Raw genomic sequence first — 18,289 nt, forward strand, 5'->3', positions numbered from 1 at the left:
TGCGCGCGAGATACAGCCATTGTGGTTCCAAATCGCCGCAAAAGGCAAAGACGGCGCGAGCGCCGTCGAAACAAAGTGGCCCGACGCGCGGCCAGCCGCGCCGGGGAGCCCGCACGCACGCGCGCTCAGTGCGCGGCCTGCGCCGCGTCGAGCGCGAGGTTCAGCTTCAGCACGTTCACGCGCGGCTCGCCGAGCACGCCGAACTGGCGGCCCGTCGTGTTCGCGGCGACGAGTTGCGCGACCGCGTCCGGCGTCAGGTTGCGCGCCTTCGCGACGCGCTCGACCTGGTACGCGGCGGCGGCCGGCGTGATCTCCGGATCGAGACCGCTCGCCGACGCCGTCACGAGGTCGACCGGCACCGGCTTCGACAGGTCGGTGCCCGCGTCGCGCAGCGCGGCGACGCGCGCCTTCACCTGGTCGGCGAGCGACGGGTTCAGCGGGCCGAGGTTCGAGCCGCCGGAGCCGGCCGCGTTGTACGGCATCGGCGCGGTGGCCGACAGCCGGCCCCAGAAATACTTCGGCGCGTCGAACGGCTGGCCGATCAGCGCGGAGCCGACGATCTTGCCGTCCTGCTCGATCAGGCTGCCGTTGGCCTGCGACGGGAACACGGCCTGACCGAACACGGTCATCACGGCCGGGTAAGCGAGCCCCGTCACGGCGGTCAGCACGACAAAGAGCACGACGAGCGGGCGAATCAACGATTTCATGATGGTTCCTTCAAGGACGGCCGGCTCAGGCCCAGCCGAGCGCGGCGAGCGTCATGTCGATCAGCTTGATGAACGGGAACGGCAGCAGCACGCCGCCGAGGCCGTACACCAGCAGGTTGCGGCGCAAGAGCGATGCGGCGCCGAGCGGCCGATAGGTCACGCCCTTCAGTGCGAGCGGAATCAGCGCGACGATGATCAGCGCATTGAAGATCACCGCAGACAGGATCGCGGACGCCGGCGACGTCAGATGCATGATGTCGAGCACGCGCAGTTGCGGATAGGTCGTCACGAACGCGGCCGGGATGATCGCGAAATACTTCGCGATGTCGTTCGCGATCGAGAACGTGGTCAGCGACCCGCGCGTCATCAGCATCTGCTTGCCGATCTCGACGATCTCGATCAGCTTCGTCGGGTTCGAGTCGAGGTCGACCATGTTGCCGGCTTCCTTCGCCGCCTGCGTGCCGGTGTTCATCGCCACCGCGACGTCGGCCTGCGCGAGCGCGGGTGCGTCGTTGGTGCCGTCGCCGGTCATCGCGACGAGCCGGCCAGCCGCCTGATGCTCGCGGATCGTCGCGAGCTTGGTTTCCGGTGTCGCTTCCGCGAGGAAATCGTCGACGCCCGCTTCCGCCGCGATCGCCGCGGCCGTCAGCCGGTTGTCGCCCGTCACCATCACGGTCTTGATGCCCATCTTGCGCAGCTCCGCGAAGCGCTCCTTGATGCCGCCCTTCACGATGTCCTTCAGCTCGATCACGCCGAGCACGCGCGCCGCGCCTTCCTGAAGGTCGGCCACGACGAGCGGCGTGCTGCCGCGGCGCGCGACGTCGTCCACCGCGCGGCGCACTTCTTCCGGGAAGCGGCTGCCGTGCGTCTCGACGTAGCGGCGGATCGCATCGGCCGCGCCCTTGCGGATCTCGCGGCCCGGCAGATCGACGCCGCTCATCCGCGTCTGCGCGGAAAAGCCGAGGAACGTCGCGTGCAGTTGCGCCATGTCGCGCTGGCGAATGTTGAAGCGCTCCTTCGCGAGCACCACGATGCTGCGCCCTTCCGGCGTTTCGTCGGCGAGCGACGACAGTTGCGCGGCGTCGGCCAATGCTTCCTCGGTCACGCCCGGCGCCGGCACGAACGTCGACGCCTGGCGGTTGCCGAGCGTGATCGTGCCGGTCTTGTCGAGCAGCAGCACGTCGACGTCGCCGGCCGCTTCCACCGCGCGGCCCGACGTCGCGATCACGTTCGCCTGCATCATCCGGCTCATCCCGGCCACGCCGATCGCGGACAGCAACCCGCCGATCGTCGTCGGGATCAGGCACACGAGCAGCGCGACGAGCGCGGTGATCGTCACCACGTGACCGGCCTTCATCGCGTCGACCGAGAACATCGAGAACGGCAGCAGCGTCGCGGTCGCGAGCAGCATCACGATCGTCAGCGCGACGAGCAGGATCGTCAGCGCGACCTCGTTCGGCGTTTTCTTGCGCTTCGCGCCTTCGACCATCGCGATCATCCGGTCGAGGAACGCCTCGCCCGGGTTCGCGGTGACCTTGACGACGATCCAGTCGGACAGCACGCGCGTGCCGCCCGTCACCGACGAGAAGTCGCCGCCCGACTCGCGGATCACCGGCGCGGATTCGCCGGTGATCGCCGATTCGTCGACCGACGCGACGCCGTCGACGACCTCGCCGTCGGCCGGGATCACGTCGCCGGTCTCGACCAGCACGACGTCGCCCTTGCGCAGGTCGGACGCGGTCGTGATGCGGATCGGCGACTTCGGATGCGGCTCGTTGAGCTTCTTCGCCATCACGTCCTTCTTCGCGCTGCGCAGCGAGGCGGCCTGCGCCTTCGAGCGCCCTTCGGCGAGTGCTTCGGCGAAGTTCGCGAACAGCACCGTGAACCACAGCCACAGCGTGATCGCGAGGATGAAGCCCGCGGGCGCCTCGGCCTGGCCGGCGAGCGCCGCGATCCACAGGATCGTGGTGAGGATGCTGCCGACGTACACGCAGAACATCACCGGGTTGCGGAACTGCGTGCGCGGCGTGAGTTTCTTGAACGAATCCACGATCGCCGGGCGCAGCAGCGCCGGATCGAACATGGACCGTGTTGCGGAATGTTGAGTCATTGCGATCTCTTCAAGCTCTTCAGTCTTTTCAATGTGTCGCCATGCGGGCGCGCATCACGCACCCAGCCACATCATCAGGTGCTCGACGCCCGGGCCGAGCGCGAGCGCCGGCACGTAGGTCAGCGCGCCCACCAGCAGCACGGTGCCGAGCAGCAGCACGACGAACAGCGGGCCATGGGTCGGCAGCGTGCCGCTCGTCACCGCGATGCGCTTCTTCGCGGCGAGGGAACCGGCGATCGCCAGCACCGGCACGATCGTGCCGAAGCGGCCGAACCACATCGCGATCGCGGTCATCCAGTTGTAGAACGGCGTGCCGACCGTCAGGCCCGCGAACGCGCTGCCGTTGTTGTTCGCGGCCGAGCTGAACGCATAGAGGATTTCCGAGAAGCCGTGCGGGCCCGGGTTCGCGATGCCGGCCTTGCCCGCGTCCGCCAACACGGCGATCGACGTGCCGACCAGCACGAGCAGTGGCGTGAGCAGCACGACGATCGACACCATCTTCATCTCGTACGACTCGATCTTCTTGCCGACGTATTCCGGCGTGCGGCCGATCATCAGGCCGGCGACGAACACCGCGAGCAGCGCGAACACGAGCATCCCGTAAAGGCCGGAGCCGACGCCGCCGAAGACCACCTCGCCGAGCTGCATCAGCAGCATCGGCACGAGACCGCCGACCGGCGTCAGCGAATCGTGCATCGCGTCCACCGCGCCGCACGACGCGGCCGTCGTCGCGACCGTGAAGATGCCGGTCTGCGCGATCCCGAAGCGCGTTTCCTTGCCTTCCATGTTGCCGCCCGGCTGCAGCGCGCCGGCCGACTGGTCGACGTGCAGCGCGGCGAGCGTCGGATTGCCGGCCTGCTCGGCGTTCACCTCGACGACGGTCGCGACCGCGAACGCGACCGTCATCGCCGCGAGCACCGCGATGCCCTGCCGGCGGTCGCCGATCATGCGGCCGAACACGAGGCACAGCGCGGCCGGGATGATCAGGATCGCGAAGATCTCGATGAAGTTCGCGAACGGCGTCGGGTTCTCGTACGGGTGCGCGGAGTTCGCGTTGAAGAAGCCGCCGCCGTTGGTGCCGAGCATCTTGATCGCTTCCTGCGATGCGACCGGGCCCATCGCGAGCGTCTGCTTCGTCAGCGCAGTCGGCACCGTGACCGCGTTGCCCTTGTCGTCCTTCACCGGGTTGCCCTGCGCGTCGAGCTTCGGCGCCGCGTAGGTGCTCGCCTGCAGCACCGGCACGTCCTGGTACGCCTTCATGTTCTGCAGCACGCCCTGGCTCATCAGCAGCGCGGCGACGAGCGCCGACATCGGCACGAGCACGTACAGCGTCACGCGCGTCAGGTCGACCCAGAAGTTGCCGATCGTCCGCGCGGTGTGGCGCGCGAAGCCGCGGATCAGCGCGATCACGACGACGATGCCGGTCGCCGCCGACAGGAAGTTCTGCACCGTCAGGCCGAGCATCTGCGACAGATAGCTGACGGTCTGCTCGGGCGTGTAGTCCTGCCAGTTCGTGTTGGCGACGAAGCTGACGGCCGTGTTGAACGCGCCGTCGGGCGTCATCGCGCCGAGCTGCTGCGGGTTGCCGGGCAGGAAGCCCTGCAGGCGCAGCAGCCCGTAGAGGAACAGCACGCCGAGCGCGTTGAACGCGATCGTCGCGACCGTGTACTGCTTCCAGTTCATTTCGGTGCCCGCATCGACGCCGGCGATGCGGTACAGCGCGCGTTCGAGCGGGCCGAACGCGCGCACGACGCGCGAACTGCCGTCCATCACCGCGGTCAGGTAGCGCGCGACCGGCACGGCCGCCGCGAGCAGCACGACGATGAACAGCAGCGTCTGCAACAGGTTGTTCGCGTTCATTCGATGTCCTCCGCGCGCAGCAGCGCAAAGACGAGATACGCGAACAGCAGGGCCGTCGAGGCGCCCGCTAGCCAAAGCATCCAGGTCATGCGCGCCCCCCGCGACCGTATTGCGCGAGCTTGTCGCAACCGGCAAGCAAACCGAGGATCAGCGCGGTGAAGAGCACCAGTACGCCGATGAAAACCCCATCCATTTTTGTTCTCCGTCGTCGAAATCGGACGACTAGAACCTTATGGGAACGCACGTAAAGGGCGGGTCAAAGGTGTCGGGGCGGGTGTAAAAAACGCGTAAACGCGAGGGACGGGACGGCCGCGAATCAAGGCGGGACGGACGGCGCCGCGGCGCCGCCCGCCACAGGCACGTGCCGGCGTGGCGCCGGCACGCGGAGACGGGTCAGGGAACGAGGATCGTCGAGCCGGTGGTCTTGCGTGCTTCCAGATCGGCATGCGCGCGACCGACTTCCGCGAGCGGATAGCGCTGGTTGATGCTCGTCTTCACCTTGCCCGACAGGATCACGTCGAACAACTCGGCGGCCGCGGCTTCGAGATCGGCGCGCTTCGCGATGTACGAGAACAGCGTCGGGCGCGTGAAGAACAGCGAGCCGCGCGACGAGAATTCCTTCGAGTCGATCGGCGGCAGCGGGCCCGACGCATTGCCGAAGCTGACGAAGTAGCCGAGCGGCGCGAGGCTGTCGAGCGAGCCGATGTAGGTGTCCTTGCCGATCGAATCGTAGACGACCGGCACGCCCGCGCCGTTCGTGATCTCCTTCACGCGCTGCGTGAAGTTCTCGCGCGTATAGACGATCGGATGATCGCAGCCGTGCGCCTTCGCGAGCTCGGCCTTCTCGTCGGAGCCGACCGTGCCGATCACGGTCGCGCCGAGCGCCTTCGCCCACTGGCACACGAGCAGCCCGACGCCGCCGGCCGCCGCATGGATCAGGATCGTGTCGCCGGTCTTCACCGGGTAGGTGCGGCGCAGCAGATAGTGCGCGGTCAGGCCCTGCAGCATCACCGACGCCGCGTCGTCGTAGCTGATCCCGTCCGGCAGCTTCACCAGACGCTCGGCCGGCATCACGCGCTCCTGCGCGTATGCGCCAGGCGGCTGACCGACATAGGCGACGCGGTCGCCGGCCTTGAAAGCGGTCACGCCGTCGCCGACGGCCGTCACCTCGCCCGCCGCCTCCATCCCGAGGCCGCCGGGCAGTTGTTGCGGATAGAGGCCCGTGCGGAAATACACGTCGATGTAGTTGAGGCCGACCGCGTGTTGCCGGATGCGGACTTCGCCCGCCTTCGGCGCGCCGACCTCGACATCGACCCACTTCATCACGTCCGGGCCGCCGGGCTGGTCGTATCGGATTGCTTTCGGCATCGTTTTGCTCCTCTTCTGTCTGGAATCTGGAAATCCGGTTCGGCGAATGCATCGACATTGCCGCTGCAGCGATGCGCGTGAACACGGGTCGTAGCGGAGGATTCTCGCGCGTCGTGCGCGGTCATGCAGCGCGTCGTCGCAATCCCTTCACATTGATAGGGTTTTCGCAGGAAATGTATTGCATGGGCCGCGTTCACACTTGGTCACGTTCATATCAAGACCTTTGGGTCGTACGAATTTCCGCTCCGTTCGCGTTGACCGAGGCTGGCCGCACCGCGAATTTGGCCTTGCGCCCGTGCGAGACACGTCTCCCGTGCCGCGTTGTCGTACTGCGCTCCCGGAACCGGCGACATCGACACGGGTCGGCCGGCAATTCGAATCCGTGCCACGCACATTTATGAGATGACGAGCGTGCTATTTTGCCCTTTGCCCAATTCACCCAACCCACGCCATGAAACGCTTTCTTGTCCAGAACTTGCTTGTTGTCGCGTCGTTGTCAGCGAGTATTGGCAGCGCAACCGCGGCTGCGGTCCCTCGTGTCGACGGCACCCGGCTACTCGACGGCGTGAGTCGATCGGACAACAGTCCCTACGCCGACGCCGAACGCCACGCGATGGCCGGGTATCTGGCCGGGGTCGCCGATACGACTGAGGGCAAGGACTGGTGCGACAACGGTCGCGTCAAATCGGGCGAAATCGATTCGGAAGTGCTCGCCGCGCTCCGCCAACTGCCGAGAGACGCACTGAAAGCAAGCGCAGCGAGGTTGGTTGCCCACGCCTTACGACAAAAATTCCCTTGCCGCTAACCGAGGAACGCTCGCTTGAAACCGCCGTTCTCCATACTGAGCAGCCACTATCCAGGCAACAAGACCGTTTCGAGGAAGCGCTTTTTCAGGAATTGGGCTGGCAAGACCTGATCCAGAATCCGTCGTATGCGAATACGTGCGCCATCCGGATCAGCGTGGCACTTGTCAAAAGCGGAATAACGTTGCGCGGCGGACTGGTCATTCAGAAAGGGCCGCACCGTGGGCGCCGCATCGAGGCGGGGCAGGTCCGGCTGGCCAAGATGCTGGCCGAGCCGGCGTATTTCGGCAAAGCCGAAGTATTTCGGCGCGACGACGCCGTGACCGGCATCGCCTCCAGAAAGGGCATGGCGGCCTTCTGGGACATTCCGGGATACATGAACGGGCGTGGCGGGCATATCGACCTGATCGACGGTGCGCGAGCCCTCTGTGGTTCAGACTGCTACTGGACGGCATCCGAAGTGTGGTTCTGGCCGCTACGGTAATCGGTGGTATCCGGATTCTACGTCATCCACACCGCTCTCCTTGACCCGCGGCGTCACCCTGCCGTAGTGGCCAAACATGGCGACGCCGTACAACGACAATCGCGCCCGCCCCACACCTAGCAAACATCCTGCATGTTCCTCGCCAGATCGTCGAGCAGCATCCGCGCGGTCGCGACGTTGGTCGCGACCGGCACGTCGTGCACGTCGCACGCGCGCACCAGCGCGGTGATGTCGGGATCGTGCGGCTGCGCGGTCATCGGGTCGCGCAGGAACACGACGATGTCGACGCGGCCGTCGGCCAGTTCCGCGCCGATCTGCAGGTCGCCGCCGAGCGGCCCCGACAGCTTGCGCTCGACCTCGAGCCCGTGCGCGGCGGCGATCCGGCCGCCCGTCGTGCCCGTCGCCACCAGCCGGCATTGCGCGAGCGTCTCGCGATACTGGCCCGCGAGCGCGACGATCTCGTCCTTCTTCGCGTCGTGCGCAATCAGTGCGATGCGGGGTTTGCTCATCTCCAGTTCCTTCGTCGTTCGGTTGTTGTCATCGTGAATCGAAAAGCGCCGGTCAGAACGTACCCGGATACGCACCGCCGTCGAGCAGCCAGTTCTGCCCGGTGATGTAGCCGGCGTGCACGCTGCACAGGAACGCGCAGGCCGCGCCGAATTCAGCGCGCGTGCCCAGGCGCCCGGCCGGAATGTCCTTGGTGCGCCGCGCGCGCATCTCGTCGACCGTCACGCCCTGCGCCTGCGCCGACGCGGCAAGCGTCGTCGCGATCCGGTCGGTGTCGAACAGCCCCGGCAGCAGGTTGTTGATCGTCACGCCCTGCCCCGCGACCTTGCGCGACAGCCCCGCGACGAAGCCGGTCAGCCCCGAGCGCGCGCCGTTCGACAGCGCGAGCACGTCGATCGGCGCCTTCACGGCCGAGCTCGTGATGTTGACGATCCGGCCGAAGCCGCGGCCGATCATCCCGTCGAGCGTCGCGCGGATCAGCTCGATCGGCGTCAGCATGTTCGATTCGAGCGCGCGGATCCAGTCGTCGTGCGAGAAATCGCGGAAGTCGCCGGGCGGCGGGCCGCCGGCATTCGTCACGAGAATGTCCGGCTGCGGGCACGCGGCGAGCGCGGCCGCGCGGCCGTCCGGCGTCGTGATGTCGCACGCGACCGCCGTGACCGACACGTTCGCGCCGGCGCGGATCTCTTCCGCGGTTTCCTCCAGCGTGTCGCGCGTGCGCGCGACGATCACGAGGTTCACGCCCTCCGCGGCCAGCGCTTCCGCGCAGCCGCGCCCGAGGCCCTTGCTCGCCGCGCACACGAGCGCGGTCTTTCCTTCGATGCCGAGATCCATCGTCGTTTCCCTGGTGGCGCGCGTGCCGGCGCGGCCCCGCGTGGCCGCCGGCGGCGGGCAAACGGGCGTGCGCGGCACGCGAGTTGTCGTGAGACGTCGATAATATCCGGATCGCGCGGCGCGCCTTGGTAAAATTGCGGCCATGAGCGACGGCCGGCCCGTGCCCGCCGTCGCCCCCGATCCCCTTTTGCCGCCAAGGCACCCCGTCATGAAACAGGACAGCCGTTTCCCGAACCTCTTCATCACCGATCACCCGCTGATCCAGCACAAGCTCACGCACATGCGCGACAAGGACACGTCCACGCGCACGTTCCGCGAACTGCTGCGCGAGATCACGCTGCTGATGGGCTATGAGATCACCCGCAACCTGCCGATCACGACCAAGCGGGTCGAAACCCCGCTGGTGGCGGTCGACGCGCCGGTGATCGCCGGCAAGAAGCTCGCGATCGTGCCCGTGCTGCGCGCGGGCATCGGGATGTCGGACGGCCTGCTCGACCTGGTGCCGTCCGCGCGCGTGGGCCACATCGGCGTGTACCGCGCCGAGGACCACCGTCCGGTCGAATACCTGGTGCGCCTGCCGGACCTGGAAGACCGCATCTTCATCCTGTGCGACCCGATGGTCGCGACCGGCTATTCGGCCGTGCATGCGGTCGACGTGCTCAAGCGCCGCAACGTGCCGGCCGCGAACATCATGTTCGTCGCGCTGGTCGCCGCGCCCGAGGGCGTGCAGGTGTTCCAGGACGCGCACCCGGACGTGAAGCTGTTCGTCGCGTCGCTCGACTCGCACCTGAACGAGCACGCGTATATCGTCCCGGGCCTGGGCGACGCCGGCGACCGCCTGTTCGGCACCAAGAACTGAGCGCACCGGGCGTCCGGCGCCGCCATGCCGCGCGGCCCGGCGCGCCGCGACGGCCGCTCTGGCCGTTCGGCCATGCGCGGCCGCCCCGAACCGGCGGTCGCCGCGTGATAAAATCACGATCCACTCGACACGCGCGGCCCCGCGGCTTCATGCCCGCCGACACGGCCGCCGATTCAACGACACATTGCAACAATCGCCCGCGCCGCGCGCCCGGGCACGGAGAAAGGTATGGCTGGTCATTCGAAATGGGCCAACATCAAGCATAAGAAGGCTGCGGCCGACGCGAAGCGCGGCAAGATCTGGACTCGCCTGATCAAGGAAATCCAGGTGGCGGCGCGCCTCGGCGGCGGCGACGTCAACTCGAACCCGCGCCTGCGTCTCGCGGTCGACAAGGCAGCCGACGCGAACATGCCGAAGGACAACGTCAAGCGCGCGATCGACCGCGGCGTCGGCGGCGCGGACGGCGCGAACTACGAAGAAATCCGTTACGAAGGCTACGGCATCAGCGGCGCGGCGATCATCGTCGACACGCTGACCGACAACCGCACCCGCACGGTCGCGGAAGTGCGCCACGCGTTCTCGAAGTTCGGCGGCAACATGGGCACCGACGGCTCGGTCGCGTTCATGTTCGATCACGTCGGCCAGTTCCTGTTCGCGCCCGGCACGTCGGAAGACGCGCTGATGGAAGCCGCGCTCGAAGCCGGCGCGAACGACGTGAACACGAACGACGACGGCTCGATCGAAGTGCTGTGCGACTGGCAGGCATTCTCGGCGGTGAAGGACGCGCTCGAAGCCGCGGGCTTCAAGGCCGAACTCGCCGAAGTGACGATGAAGCCGCAGAACGAAGTCGAATTCACCGGCGACGACGCGGCGAAGATGCAGAAGCTGCTGGACGCGCTCGAGAACCTCGACGACGTGCAGGACGTGTATACGAACGCCGTCATCGTCGAGGAATGAGATGCCGGCCGCCGCGCGCAGCGTTGCGACGGCGGCCCGACCGATTTCGCGGCCGGCGCGCCTGAGCGTGCCGGCCGCCCTGTTTTCTAGTCTGCGGGGAATCCCATGAAACTACTCGTCGTCGGTTCCGGCGGCCGCGAACATGCGCTGGCGTGGAAGCTCGCGCAGTCGCCGCGCGTCCAGATGGTCTACGTCGCGCCCGGCAATGGCGGCACGGCGCAGGACGAGCGTCTGAAGAACGTCGACATCACGGCGCTCGACGAACTCGCCGATTTCGCGGAACGCGAAGGCGTCGCGTTCACGCTCGTCGGGCCGGAAGCACCGCTCGCGGCCGGCATCGTCAACCTGTTCCGCGCACGCGGCCTGAAGGTATTCGGCCCGACCCGCGAAGCCGCGCAGCTCGAAAGCTCGAAGGATTTCGCGAAGGCGTTCATGAAGCGCCACAACATTCCGACGGCCGACTACGAAACCTTCGCCGACGCGGCCGCCGCCCACGCGTACATCGACGCGAAGGGTGCGCCGATCGTCGTGAAGGCCGACGGCCTCGCAGCCGGCAAGGGCGTCGTCGTCGCGATGACGCTCGAAGAAGCCCATGCGGCCGTCGACATGATGCTGTCGGGCAACAAGCTCGGCGATGCCGGCGCGCGCGTCGTGATCGAGGAATTCCTCGATGGCGAGGAAGCCAGCTTCATCGTGATGGTCGACGGCAAGCATGCGCTGGCGCTGGCTTCCAGCCAGGACCACAAGCGCCTGCTCGACGAGGATCGCGGCCCGAACACCGGCGGCATGGGCGCGTATTCGCCCGCGCCGATCGTCACGCCGCAGATGCATGCACGCGTGATGCGCGAGATCATCATGCCGACGGTGCGCGGGATGGAGAAGGACGGCATCCGCTTCACGGGCTTCCTGTACGCGGGCCTGATGATCGACAAGGAAGGCAATCCGCGCACGCTCGAGTTCAACTGCCGGATGGGCGACCCGGAAACGCAGCCGATCATGGCGCGCCTGAAGAGCGACTTCTCGAAGGTCGTCGAGCAGGCGATCGCGGGCACGCTCGACACGGTCGAGCTCGACTGGGATCGCCGCACCGCGCTGGGCGTCGTGCTGGCCGCGCACGGTTACCCGGACGCGCCGCGCAAGGGCGACCGCATCAACGGGATCCCGGCCGAAACCGAACAGGCGGTGACGTTCCATGCGGGCACGACGCTCGCCGAAGGCGACAAGCTGGTCACCTCGGGCGGCCGCGTGCTGTGCGTGGTCGGCCTCGCCGATTCGGTGCGCGAAGCGCAGCAGCATGCGTACGACACGATCAACCAGATCAATTTCGAAGGCATGCAGTACCGCCGCGACATCGGCTTTCGCGCGCTCAACCGCAAGAGCGCGTGACGTCGCCATCGCCGCCCCGCGCCCGCGCGGCGGCGACCCATCTGCCGGGGTTCGATAGAATGCCCGGCAGACGCTTTTTTTACGGCTCCCGCGTCAGGCGGGGGCAGCCAGTCCAGACATGACCGATTCGACCTACGACGTGGCGCGTGTGCGCACGTACCTCCAGGGCCTGCAGACACGCATCGCCGACGCGATCGGCGCGCTCGACGGCACGCCGCTCGCGACCGACACGTGGCAGCGCGGGGCGGCCGAACGCCTGCGCGGCGGCGGCTGCACGCGGATTCTCGAAGGCGGCCGCGTGTTCGAACGCGCGGGAATCGGCTTTTCCGACGTCGCGGGCGACGCGCTGCCGCCGTCGGCGAGCGCGGCGCGCCCGCAGCTCGCGGGCCGCGGCTTCGAGGCGCTCGGTGTGTCGCTGGTGCTGCACCCGCGCAATCCGTACTGCCCGACCGTGCACATGAACGTGCGGATGCTGATCGCGACGAAACCGGGCGAAGACCCCGTGTTCTGGTTCGGCGGCGGCATGGATCTGACACCGGTTTACGGCTTCGAGGACGACGCGCGGCATTTCCACCAGACCTGCAAGGATGCGCTCGACCCGTTCGGCGCCGAGCTCTACCCGCGCTTCAAGCAATGGTGCGACGACTATTTCTTCCTCAAGCACCGCAACGAAACGCGCGGCATCGGCGGGATCTTCTTCGACGATTTCTCGGAGCCCGGTTTCGAACGCTCGTTTGACATGATGCAAAGCGTCGGCGATGCGTTCCTGCACGCTTACCTGCCGATCGTCGAGCGCCGCGCCGAATTGCCGTACGGCGAGCGCGAGCGCGACTTCCAGGCCTACCGCCGCGGCCGCTACGTCGAATTCAACCTCGTGTTCGACCGCGGCACGCTGTTCGGCCTGCAAAGCGGCGGCCGGACCGAGTCGATCCTGATGTCGATGCCGCCGGTCGCGAACTGGCGCTACAACTGGCAACCCGAGCCGGGTTCGCCGGAAGCGCGCCTTTACAGCGACTTCCTCGTGCCGCGCCACTGGGTCTGAGCCCGCGCGCCCCGCTGCCCCAACGAAAGGACGCGTTTCTGGACACCACCGCCCGCCCCGCCCCGCTGCCGCGTCGTATCGGCTTGCTGGGCGGCACCTTCGACCCGATCCACGACGGCCATCTGGCGCTCGCGCGCCGGTTCGCCGCGCTGCTCGACCTGACCGATCTCGTGTTGCTGCCCGCCGGGCAGCCGTACCAGAAGCGCGACGTGTCGGCCGCCGAGCACCGGCTCGCGATGACGCGCGCGGCCGCGGATTCGCTCGTGCTGCCGGGCGTGACCGTGACCGTCGCCACCGACGAGATCGAGCACGCCGGCCCGACCTATACGGTCGAGACGCTCGCGCGCTGGCGCGAGCGGATCGGCCCGGATGCGTCGCTGTCGCTGCTGATCGGCGCCGACCAGCTCGTGCGCCTCGATACGTGGCGCGACTGGCGCGCGCTGTTCGACTACGCGCACGTCGGCGTGTCGACGCGCCCGGGCTTCGAGCTCGGCGCGGCGCCGCCGGACGTCGCGCGGGAAATCGCCGCGCGGCAGGCCGGCGCCGACGTGCTGAAGGCCACGCCGGCAGGCCGCCTGCTGATCGATACGACCCTTTCGTTCGACATCGCCGCGACCGACATCCGCGCGCACCTGCGCGAATGCATCGCACGCCATGCGCAAATGCCCGACGCGTCGGCCGAACATGTGCCGGCCGCCGTATGGGCCTATATTCTTCAACATCGCCTCTACCATTCCTGAATCCATGGATATTCGCAAACTGCAGCGCGTGATCGTCGACGCCCTCGAAGACGTCAAGGCGCAAGACATCAAGGTGTTCAACACCAGCCACCTGACCGAACTGTTCGACCGCGTGGTCGTCGCCTCGGGCACCTCCAACCGCCAGACCAAGGCGCTCGCGTCGAACGTGCGCGACAAGGTCAAGGAAGCCGGCGGCGACGTCGTCAGCTCCGAAGGCGAGGACACCGGCGAATGGGTGCTGGTCGACTGCGGCGACGCGGTCGTGCACATCCTGCAACCGGCGCTGCGCCAGTACTACAACCTCGAGGAAATCTGGGGCGACAAGCCCGTGCGGATGAAGCTCGGCGGCGGCAAGGGCAACGGCTTCGCGACGGCGAGCGAAGGCGACGAAGAAGAAGAGGAAGAAGCGCCCGCACGCCCCGCGCGCAAGACGGCCGCCCGCCGCCGCTGAGTCGCGGCGCGCCTCCCGATGAAGCTTTTCATCCTCGCGGTCGGCCACAAGATGCCGGGCTGGATCGCATCCGGCTTCGACGAATACACGAAGCGGATGCCGCCCGAACTGCGCATCGAGTTGCGCGAAATCAAGCCTGAACTGCGTTCGGGCGGCCGCAGCGCCGAAAGCGTGATGGCCGCCGAGCGGCAGAAGATCGAGGCCGCGCTGCCGAAGGGCGCGCGCATCGTCGCGCTCGACGAGCGCGGCCGCGACTGGACCACGATGCAGCTCGCGCAGGCGCTGCCCGGCTGGCAACAGGACGGCCGCGACGTCGCGTTCGTGATCGGCGGCGCCGACGGGCTCGATCCGGACCTGAAAGCGCGTGCCGACGTGCTGCTGCGCATCTCCAGCATGACGCTGCCGCACGGCATGGTGCGCGTGCTGCTCGCCGAACAGCTTTACCGGGCGTGGAGCATCACGCAGAATCACCCCTACCACCGCGCATGACGTGTCGTCCTCGACACGCGCGCCGCGCGCGCTCAACGAGATAACGACACCATGCCGTCCAGCACGTCCCCCGCACTTTTCCCGATTCTTTACCTCGCTTCCCAAAGCCCGCGCCGCCAGGAACTGCTGCAGCAGATCGGCGTACGCTTCGAGCTGCTGCTGCCGCGCCCCGACGAGGACGCCGAGGCGCTCGAGGCCGAACTGCCCGGCGAAGCCGCCGACGCGTACGTGCGGCGTGTGACCGTCGCGAAGGCCGAAGCCGCGCGTGCGCGTCTCGTCGCGAGCGGCAAGCCGGCCGCGCCGGTGCTCGTTGCGGACACCACGGTGACGATCGACGGCGCGATCCTCGGCAAACCCGCCGACGCCGACGATGCGCTCGCGATGCTCACCCGCCTCGCGGGCCGCGAACACGAAGTCCTGACCGCGGTTGCCGTGATCGGCGCCGACGGCGAACTGCTGCCGCCCGCGCTGTCGCGCTCGTCGGTGCGCTTTTCAAACGCGTCGCGCGGCGCGTTCGCGCGCTACGTCGAAACCGGCGAGCCGTTCGGCAAGGCCGGCGCGTACGCGATCCAGGGCCGCGCGGCCGAATTCATCGAGCGAATCGCCGGATCCCATTCAGGTATCATGGGTCTGCCCCTTTTTGAGACTGCCGCGCTGCTGCGTACCGCACGCGTCGCCTTCTGAACCGCACCATGAACGAAGAAATCCTGATCAACCTCACGCCGCAGGAAACGCGCGTCGCACTCGTCCAGCAAGGCGCGGTGCAGGAGCTTCACGTCGAGCGCACGCTGTCGCGCGGGCGGGTCGGCAACATCTATCTCGGCAAGGTGGTGCGCGTGCTGCCCGGCATGCAGTCGGCGTTCATCGACATCGGCCTCGAGCGCGCGGCGTTCCTGCACGTCGCCGACATCTGGCATCCGCGCCTCGCGGGCGAACCGCAGTCGGGCGCGCCGCACCAGCCGATCGAGAAGATCGTGTTCGAGGGCCAGACGCTGATGGTGCAGGTGATCAAGGATCCGATCGGCACTAAAGGCGCGCGGCTGTCGACGCAGGTCAGCATCGCGGGCCGCACGCTCGTCTACCTGCCGCAGGAGCCGCATATCGGCATCTCGCAGAAGATCGAGAGCGAGGCCGAGCGCGAGGCCGTGCGCGCTCGCCTGACGGCCGTGATCCCGCCGGACGAGAAAGGCGGCTACATCGTGCGCACAATCGCCGAGGATGCGACCTCCGACGAGCTGGCCGGCGACGTCACGTACCTGCGCAAGACCTGGGCGACGATCGTCGCGCAAGCGCAGCGGCTGCCGGCGACGAGCCTGCTGTATCAGGATCTCGATCTCGCGCAGCGCGTGCTGCGCGATTTCGCGAACGACGACACGACGCGCATCCAGGTCGATTCGCGCGAGACCTACCAGCGCCTGTCGGAATTCGCGGGCGAGTTCACGCCGGCCGTGAGCCCGAAGCTGCATCACTACACGGGCGAGCGGCCGCTGTTCGACCTGTACAACATCGAGACGGAGATCCAGCGCGCGTTGTCGCGCCGCGTCGACCTGAAGTCGGGCGGTTACCTGATGATCGACCAGACCGAGGCGATGACGACGATCGACGTGAACACCGGCGGCTACGTCGGCGCGCGCAACTTCGACGACACGATCTTCAAGACCAACCTCGAGGCCGCGCACACGATCGCGCGGCAGCTGCGGCTGCGCAACCTCGGCGGGATCATCATCATCGACTTCATCGACATGGAGAACGCCGAGCATCGCGACGCCGTGCTGTCCGAGCTGAAGAAGGCGCTGTCGCGCGACCGCACGCGCGTGACGGTCAATACCTTCTCGCAGCTCGGGCTCGTCGAGATGACGCGCAAGCGCACGCGCGAATCGCTCGCGCACGTGCTGTGCGAACCGTGCCCGACCTGCCAGGGCAAGGGCCAGGTGAAGACGTCGCGCACCGTGTGCTACGACATCCTGCGCGAGATCCTGCGCGAATCGCGGCAGTTCAATCCGCGCGAGTTCCGCGTGATCGCCGCGCAGCAGGTGATCGACCTGTTCCTCGACGAGGAGTCGCAGCATCTGGCGATGCTGATCGACTTCATCGGCAAACCGGTGTCGCTGCAGGTCGAGTCGAATCTGAGCCAGGAGCAGTACGATATCGTGCTGATGTAACGGTGCGTTCTTTGGCGGTTGCGCGACTTCGGCCCGGTGCGGCGCGGCTTTCGCGCAACCCGCATGCATTGCCGAACGGCTATTCGTCGCCGGTTGCTTTCCGTGCGAAGCGCTCGATCGCTTCGGTATCCCATCGGCCGAGACGCATCGCTTCTTCCAGCATGCCGAGCGTGAGCGGGACACGCGGCGGCTTACGATAATGCTCGGAAAACAGCGCGAGAAACGTCGTCACCATGTCCTGGCCCTCAGGACCGAAGTAGCGGTCGTAAGGGAAGTCAGCGGCAGGTACACCGAACGTTTCTGCCCATTTGTCGATGAACTCGACTGCGTCGGCTCCGGTCATGCGCAGATCCTCGTCGAGGCGCGATGATGGTTCGATCCGCAACTGACCGCCGAACAATGGTCGACCGAGCTCCTCACGCGTAAATGAGGCCAGCTTTTCCCACGTATCGGTCGGCATGATCAAAGCTCCCTGTCTTGTGCTTTGGCGACGGCGTTGTACCGGCGCACCCTGCTGAACATGATGACTGCCTCCGGCGTGAGATCCTCGCGCCCCTCATACGCATAGCGATCGTCCGACATAGGCCCTCGTGGTTGTTCGAATGACCGCAGACCTTAGCAAAACCGAACGCGCTCGCCATCCCTGTATCATTCGGTCAGGCGTGTAATAGGCCGCTTGCCCAGGCCGCACGGCGAAGAGCGCATCGCGCAATGGTTTAACAACCGTTTCGGGAACGGTCCCGCGATACGCCCTCTTTCGCCTCCAGCCTCGCCCATGCCGCACGTCGACAGGGTGCCCGCGCCATCCGCCGCGCTATCCTTTCTCACCTCACATTCATTCACCACACACCATGAGCCAAGGCCACAACCGCCGTCAGCGCAAGAAACTCCACATCGGCGAATTCCAGGAACTCTCGTTCAACGCCACCGCGCATTACCGCAACGACATGACCGACCTCGAGCGCGGCCAGTTGATCGATGCGTTCATCGACTTCGTCGAAGCGAACGGGCTGCTGACCGTCGCGTCCGCGGACGAAGGCATCGGCGCGTACGTGATCTCCGGCGCGCCGCGCGGCACGACGACCGACGCCGATCGCGAACTCGTGCGCGGGTGGCTGGCCGCCCGTCCGGAACTGAAGGACGTCCAGGTCAGCGAATTCGCCGACGCGTGGTATCCGGACGCCTGATTGCCCGGTTTCACGCTGCTTCAGGCAGCGCCCGCGCCTGCCCGCCAAGACGGTGGGCCAGGCCGGCGTCGCTTCTTCCGAATGATCATGATGGCCGCTCGCGTGGCGACGCTGGCGTCGCTGTCCGCGTACGGCGGCGCAGCTCGCTGAATCAGCGCACCGGCGGCTGCAGCGCCGACGCCCGCGTCGTCGTCGATCAGGCGCCACAGCCGGACCGCCGACCGGCTTCCGATCCCTTCCTTTTCCCGACGGCCCGCCTGCAACCCGCCATCGAAATCGGTCCTGAAAGCAAGACACGTTAAACTCTCACCCTCGCGTGGTGCGCCGCCCGCACCCGCCATCC

Annotated in this window: 20 protein-coding genes; 12 read left to right on the forward strand and 8 right to left on the reverse strand. The window is 67.3% G+C overall.

All coding sequences use genetic code 11. From position 1 onward, the window contains the following. Window positions 1-125 precede the first annotated feature (125 nt). From kdpC to HWX14_RS30570, 5 genes are all read right to left on the reverse strand, one after another. Window positions 126-707 (reverse strand): potassium-transporting ATPase subunit KdpC, encoded by a 582-nt coding sequence (gene kdpC / locus HWX14_RS30550; RefSeq protein WP_175885980.1) that lies wholly within the window; start codon window positions 705-707, stop codon window positions 126-128. Between the two features lie 25 nt (window positions 708-732). Continuing rightward, on the reverse strand, window positions 733-2,817 hold the full coding sequence (gene kdpB / locus HWX14_RS30555) for a potassium-transporting ATPase subunit KdpB (RefSeq protein WP_175885981.1): 2,085 nt from the start codon (window positions 2,815-2,817) through the stop codon (window positions 733-735). Between the two features lie 54 nt (window positions 2,818-2,871). Further along, window positions 2,872-4,677 carry a potassium-transporting ATPase subunit KdpA gene (gene kdpA, locus HWX14_RS30560; RefSeq protein WP_175885982.1) on the reverse strand — a complete coding sequence of 602 codons (1,806 nt, stop codon included), beginning with the start codon at window positions 4,675-4,677 and terminating at the stop codon, window positions 2,872-2,874. Next, on the reverse strand, window positions 4,674-4,766 hold the full coding sequence (gene kdpF / locus HWX14_RS30565) for a K(+)-transporting ATPase subunit F (RefSeq protein ID WP_006752209.1): 93 nt from the start codon (window positions 4,764-4,766) through the stop codon (window positions 4,674-4,676). Before kdpF ends, kdpA begins: the two co-directional genes overlap by 4 nt. Window positions 4,767-5,070: 304 nt before the next feature. After that, on the reverse strand, window positions 5,071-6,045 hold the full coding sequence (locus HWX14_RS30570; protein ID WP_175885983.1) for a quinone oxidoreductase: 975 nt from the start codon (window positions 6,043-6,045) through the stop codon (window positions 5,071-5,073). A 451-nt stretch (window positions 6,046-6,496) separates the two neighbouring features. On the opposite strand from HWX14_RS30570, the gene HWX14_RS30575 reads away from it, so the two are divergent. Together HWX14_RS30575 and HWX14_RS30580 are read left to right on the forward strand one after the other, a co-directional pair. Next, a complete protein-coding gene (locus HWX14_RS30575) occupies window positions 6,497-6,850 on the forward strand; it encodes a Rap1a/Tai family immunity protein (protein WP_175885984.1) in 354 nt (117 codons plus the stop codon). Then, window positions 6,841-7,332 (forward strand): T6SS effector amidase Tae4 family protein, encoded by a 492-nt coding sequence (locus HWX14_RS30580; protein ID WP_175885985.1) that lies wholly within the window; start codon window positions 6,841-6,843, stop codon window positions 7,330-7,332. The genes HWX14_RS30575 and HWX14_RS30580 overlap by 10 nt, the downstream gene beginning before the upstream one ends. 116 nt (window positions 7,333-7,448) lie before the next feature. On the opposite strand, the gene HWX14_RS30585 is transcribed toward HWX14_RS30580, so the two are convergent. Beyond that, window positions 7,449-7,841 (reverse strand): methylglyoxal synthase, encoded by a 393-nt coding sequence (locus HWX14_RS30585; protein ID WP_006478230.1) that lies wholly within the window; start codon window positions 7,839-7,841, stop codon window positions 7,449-7,451. Window positions 7,842-7,893: 52 nt separating this feature from the next. After that, a complete protein-coding gene (locus HWX14_RS30590; RefSeq protein WP_175885986.1) occupies window positions 7,894-8,673 on the reverse strand; it encodes an SDR family oxidoreductase in 780 nt (259 codons plus the stop codon). Between the two features lie 208 nt (window positions 8,674-8,881). Here HWX14_RS30590 and upp point away from each other — a divergent pair, with 208 nt between their 5' ends. The 9 genes from upp (at window position 8,882) to rng (ending at window position 16,759) form a co-directional block, all read left to right on the forward strand. After that, a complete protein-coding gene (gene upp, locus HWX14_RS30595) occupies window positions 8,882-9,532 on the forward strand; it encodes a uracil phosphoribosyltransferase (protein ID WP_006478229.1) in 651 nt (216 codons plus the stop codon). Between the two features lie 228 nt (window positions 9,533-9,760). Beyond that, window positions 9,761-10,489: a YebC/PmpR family DNA-binding transcriptional regulator gene (locus HWX14_RS30600; protein ID WP_006478227.1), complete on the forward strand. Its 729-nt coding sequence runs from the start codon at window positions 9,761-9,763 to the stop codon at window positions 10,487-10,489. Between the two features lie 105 nt (window positions 10,490-10,594). Further along, the gene (purD, locus tag HWX14_RS30605; protein WP_175885987.1) at window positions 10,595-11,875 is read left to right on the forward strand and encodes a phosphoribosylamine--glycine ligase; all 1,281 of its coding nucleotides are present in this window, start codon (window positions 10,595-10,597) and stop codon (window positions 11,873-11,875) included. A gap of 118 nt (window positions 11,876-11,993) precedes the next feature. After that, a complete protein-coding gene (hemF, locus tag HWX14_RS30610) occupies window positions 11,994-12,917 on the forward strand; it encodes an oxygen-dependent coproporphyrinogen oxidase (RefSeq protein ID WP_175885988.1) in 924 nt (307 codons plus the stop codon). Between the two features lie 14 nt (window positions 12,918-12,931). Continuing rightward, a complete protein-coding gene (locus HWX14_RS30615; RefSeq protein WP_175886161.1) occupies window positions 12,932-13,657 on the forward strand; it encodes a nicotinate-nucleotide adenylyltransferase in 726 nt (241 codons plus the stop codon). A 4-nt stretch (window positions 13,658-13,661) separates the two neighbouring features. Then, entirely contained in the window at window positions 13,662-14,108 is a 447-nt protein-coding gene (gene rsfS, locus HWX14_RS30620) for a ribosome silencing factor (protein ID WP_175885989.1), read from the forward strand. An 18-nt stretch (window positions 14,109-14,126) separates the two neighbouring features. Beyond that, window positions 14,127-14,597, forward strand: a complete 471-nt coding sequence (rlmH, locus tag HWX14_RS30625; RefSeq protein WP_034208007.1) for a 23S rRNA (pseudouridine(1915)-N(3))-methyltransferase RlmH — start codon at window positions 14,127-14,129, stop codon at window positions 14,595-14,597. A 51-nt stretch (window positions 14,598-14,648) separates the two neighbouring features. Beyond that, window positions 14,649-15,281 (forward strand): Maf family protein, encoded by a 633-nt coding sequence (locus HWX14_RS30630; protein ID WP_175885990.1) that lies wholly within the window; start codon window positions 14,649-14,651, stop codon window positions 15,279-15,281. An 8-nt stretch (window positions 15,282-15,289) separates the two neighbouring features. Continuing rightward, window positions 15,290-16,759 carry a ribonuclease G gene (gene rng / locus HWX14_RS30635; protein ID WP_126362651.1) on the forward strand — a complete coding sequence of 490 codons (1,470 nt, stop codon included), beginning with the start codon at window positions 15,290-15,292 and terminating at the stop codon, window positions 16,757-16,759. A gap of 79 nt (window positions 16,760-16,838) precedes the next feature. Here rng and HWX14_RS30640 read toward each other — a convergent pair whose 3' ends face one another. Continuing rightward, window positions 16,839-17,219 (reverse strand): DUF1493 family protein, encoded by a 381-nt coding sequence (locus HWX14_RS30640; RefSeq protein WP_175885991.1) that lies wholly within the window; start codon window positions 17,217-17,219, stop codon window positions 16,839-16,841. Window positions 17,220-17,610: 391 nt separating this feature from the next. Here HWX14_RS30640 and HWX14_RS30645 point away from each other — a divergent pair, with 391 nt between their 5' ends. Continuing rightward, window positions 17,611-17,946: a 50S ribosome-binding protein YggL gene (locus tag HWX14_RS30645; RefSeq protein ID WP_069618124.1), complete on the forward strand. Its 336-nt coding sequence runs from the start codon at window positions 17,611-17,613 to the stop codon at window positions 17,944-17,946. Window positions 17,947-18,289 lie beyond the last annotated feature (343 nt).

The sequence above is a fragment of the Burkholderia sp. BCC0044 genome, assembly GCF_902832955.1.
GTDB lineage: Bacteria > Pseudomonadota > Gammaproteobacteria > Burkholderiales > Burkholderiaceae > Burkholderia.

What these genes read in the sequence shown, in the direction of transcription:
- kdpC (WP_175885980.1), bottom strand. Translation starts at nt 707, where the DNA reads ATGAAATCGTTGATTCGCCCGCTCGTCGTGCTCTTTGTCGTGCTGACC.
- kdpB (WP_175885981.1), bottom strand. Translation starts at nt 2,817, where the DNA reads ATGACTCAACATTCCGCAACACGGTCCATGTTCGATCCGGCGCTGCTG.
- kdpA (WP_175885982.1), bottom strand. Translation starts at nt 4,677, where the DNA reads ATGAACGCGAACAACCTGTTGCAGACGCTGCTGTTCATCGTCGTGCTG.
- kdpF (WP_006752209.1), bottom strand. Translation starts at nt 4,766, where the DNA reads ATGACCTGGATGCTTTGGCTAGCGGGCGCCTCGACGGCCCTGCTGTTC.
- HWX14_RS30570 (WP_175885983.1), bottom strand. Translation starts at nt 6,045, where the DNA reads ATGCCGAAAGCAATCCGATACGACCAGCCCGGCGGCCCGGACGTGATG.
- HWX14_RS30575 (WP_175885984.1), top strand. Translation starts at nt 6,497, where the DNA reads ATGAAACGCTTTCTTGTCCAGAACTTGCTTGTTGTCGCGTCGTTGTCA.
- HWX14_RS30585 (WP_006478230.1), bottom strand. Translation starts at nt 7,841, where the DNA reads ATGAGCAAACCCCGCATCGCACTGATTGCGCACGACGCGAAGAAGGAC.
- HWX14_RS30590 (WP_175885986.1), bottom strand. Translation starts at nt 8,673, where the DNA reads ATGGATCTCGGCATCGAAGGAAAGACCGCGCTCGTGTGCGCGGCGAGC.
- upp (WP_006478229.1), top strand. Translation starts at nt 8,882, where the DNA reads ATGAAACAGGACAGCCGTTTCCCGAACCTCTTCATCACCGATCACCCG.
- HWX14_RS30600 (WP_006478227.1), top strand. Translation starts at nt 9,761, where the DNA reads ATGGCTGGTCATTCGAAATGGGCCAACATCAAGCATAAGAAGGCTGCG.
- purD (WP_175885987.1), top strand. Translation starts at nt 10,595, where the DNA reads ATGAAACTACTCGTCGTCGGTTCCGGCGGCCGCGAACATGCGCTGGCG.
- hemF (WP_175885988.1), top strand. Translation starts at nt 11,994, where the DNA reads ATGACCGATTCGACCTACGACGTGGCGCGTGTGCGCACGTACCTCCAG.
- rsfS (WP_175885989.1), top strand. Translation starts at nt 13,662, where the DNA reads ATGGATATTCGCAAACTGCAGCGCGTGATCGTCGACGCCCTCGAAGAC.
- rlmH (WP_034208007.1), top strand. Translation starts at nt 14,127, where the DNA reads ATGAAGCTTTTCATCCTCGCGGTCGGCCACAAGATGCCGGGCTGGATC.
- HWX14_RS30630 (WP_175885990.1), top strand. Translation starts at nt 14,649, where the DNA reads ATGCCGTCCAGCACGTCCCCCGCACTTTTCCCGATTCTTTACCTCGCT.
- rng (WP_126362651.1), top strand. Translation starts at nt 15,290, where the DNA reads ATGAACGAAGAAATCCTGATCAACCTCACGCCGCAGGAAACGCGCGTC.
- HWX14_RS30640 (WP_175885991.1), bottom strand. Translation starts at nt 17,219, where the DNA reads ATGCCGACCGATACGTGGGAAAAGCTGGCCTCATTTACGCGTGAGGAG.
- HWX14_RS30645 (WP_069618124.1), top strand. Translation starts at nt 17,611, where the DNA reads ATGAGCCAAGGCCACAACCGCCGTCAGCGCAAGAAACTCCACATCGGC.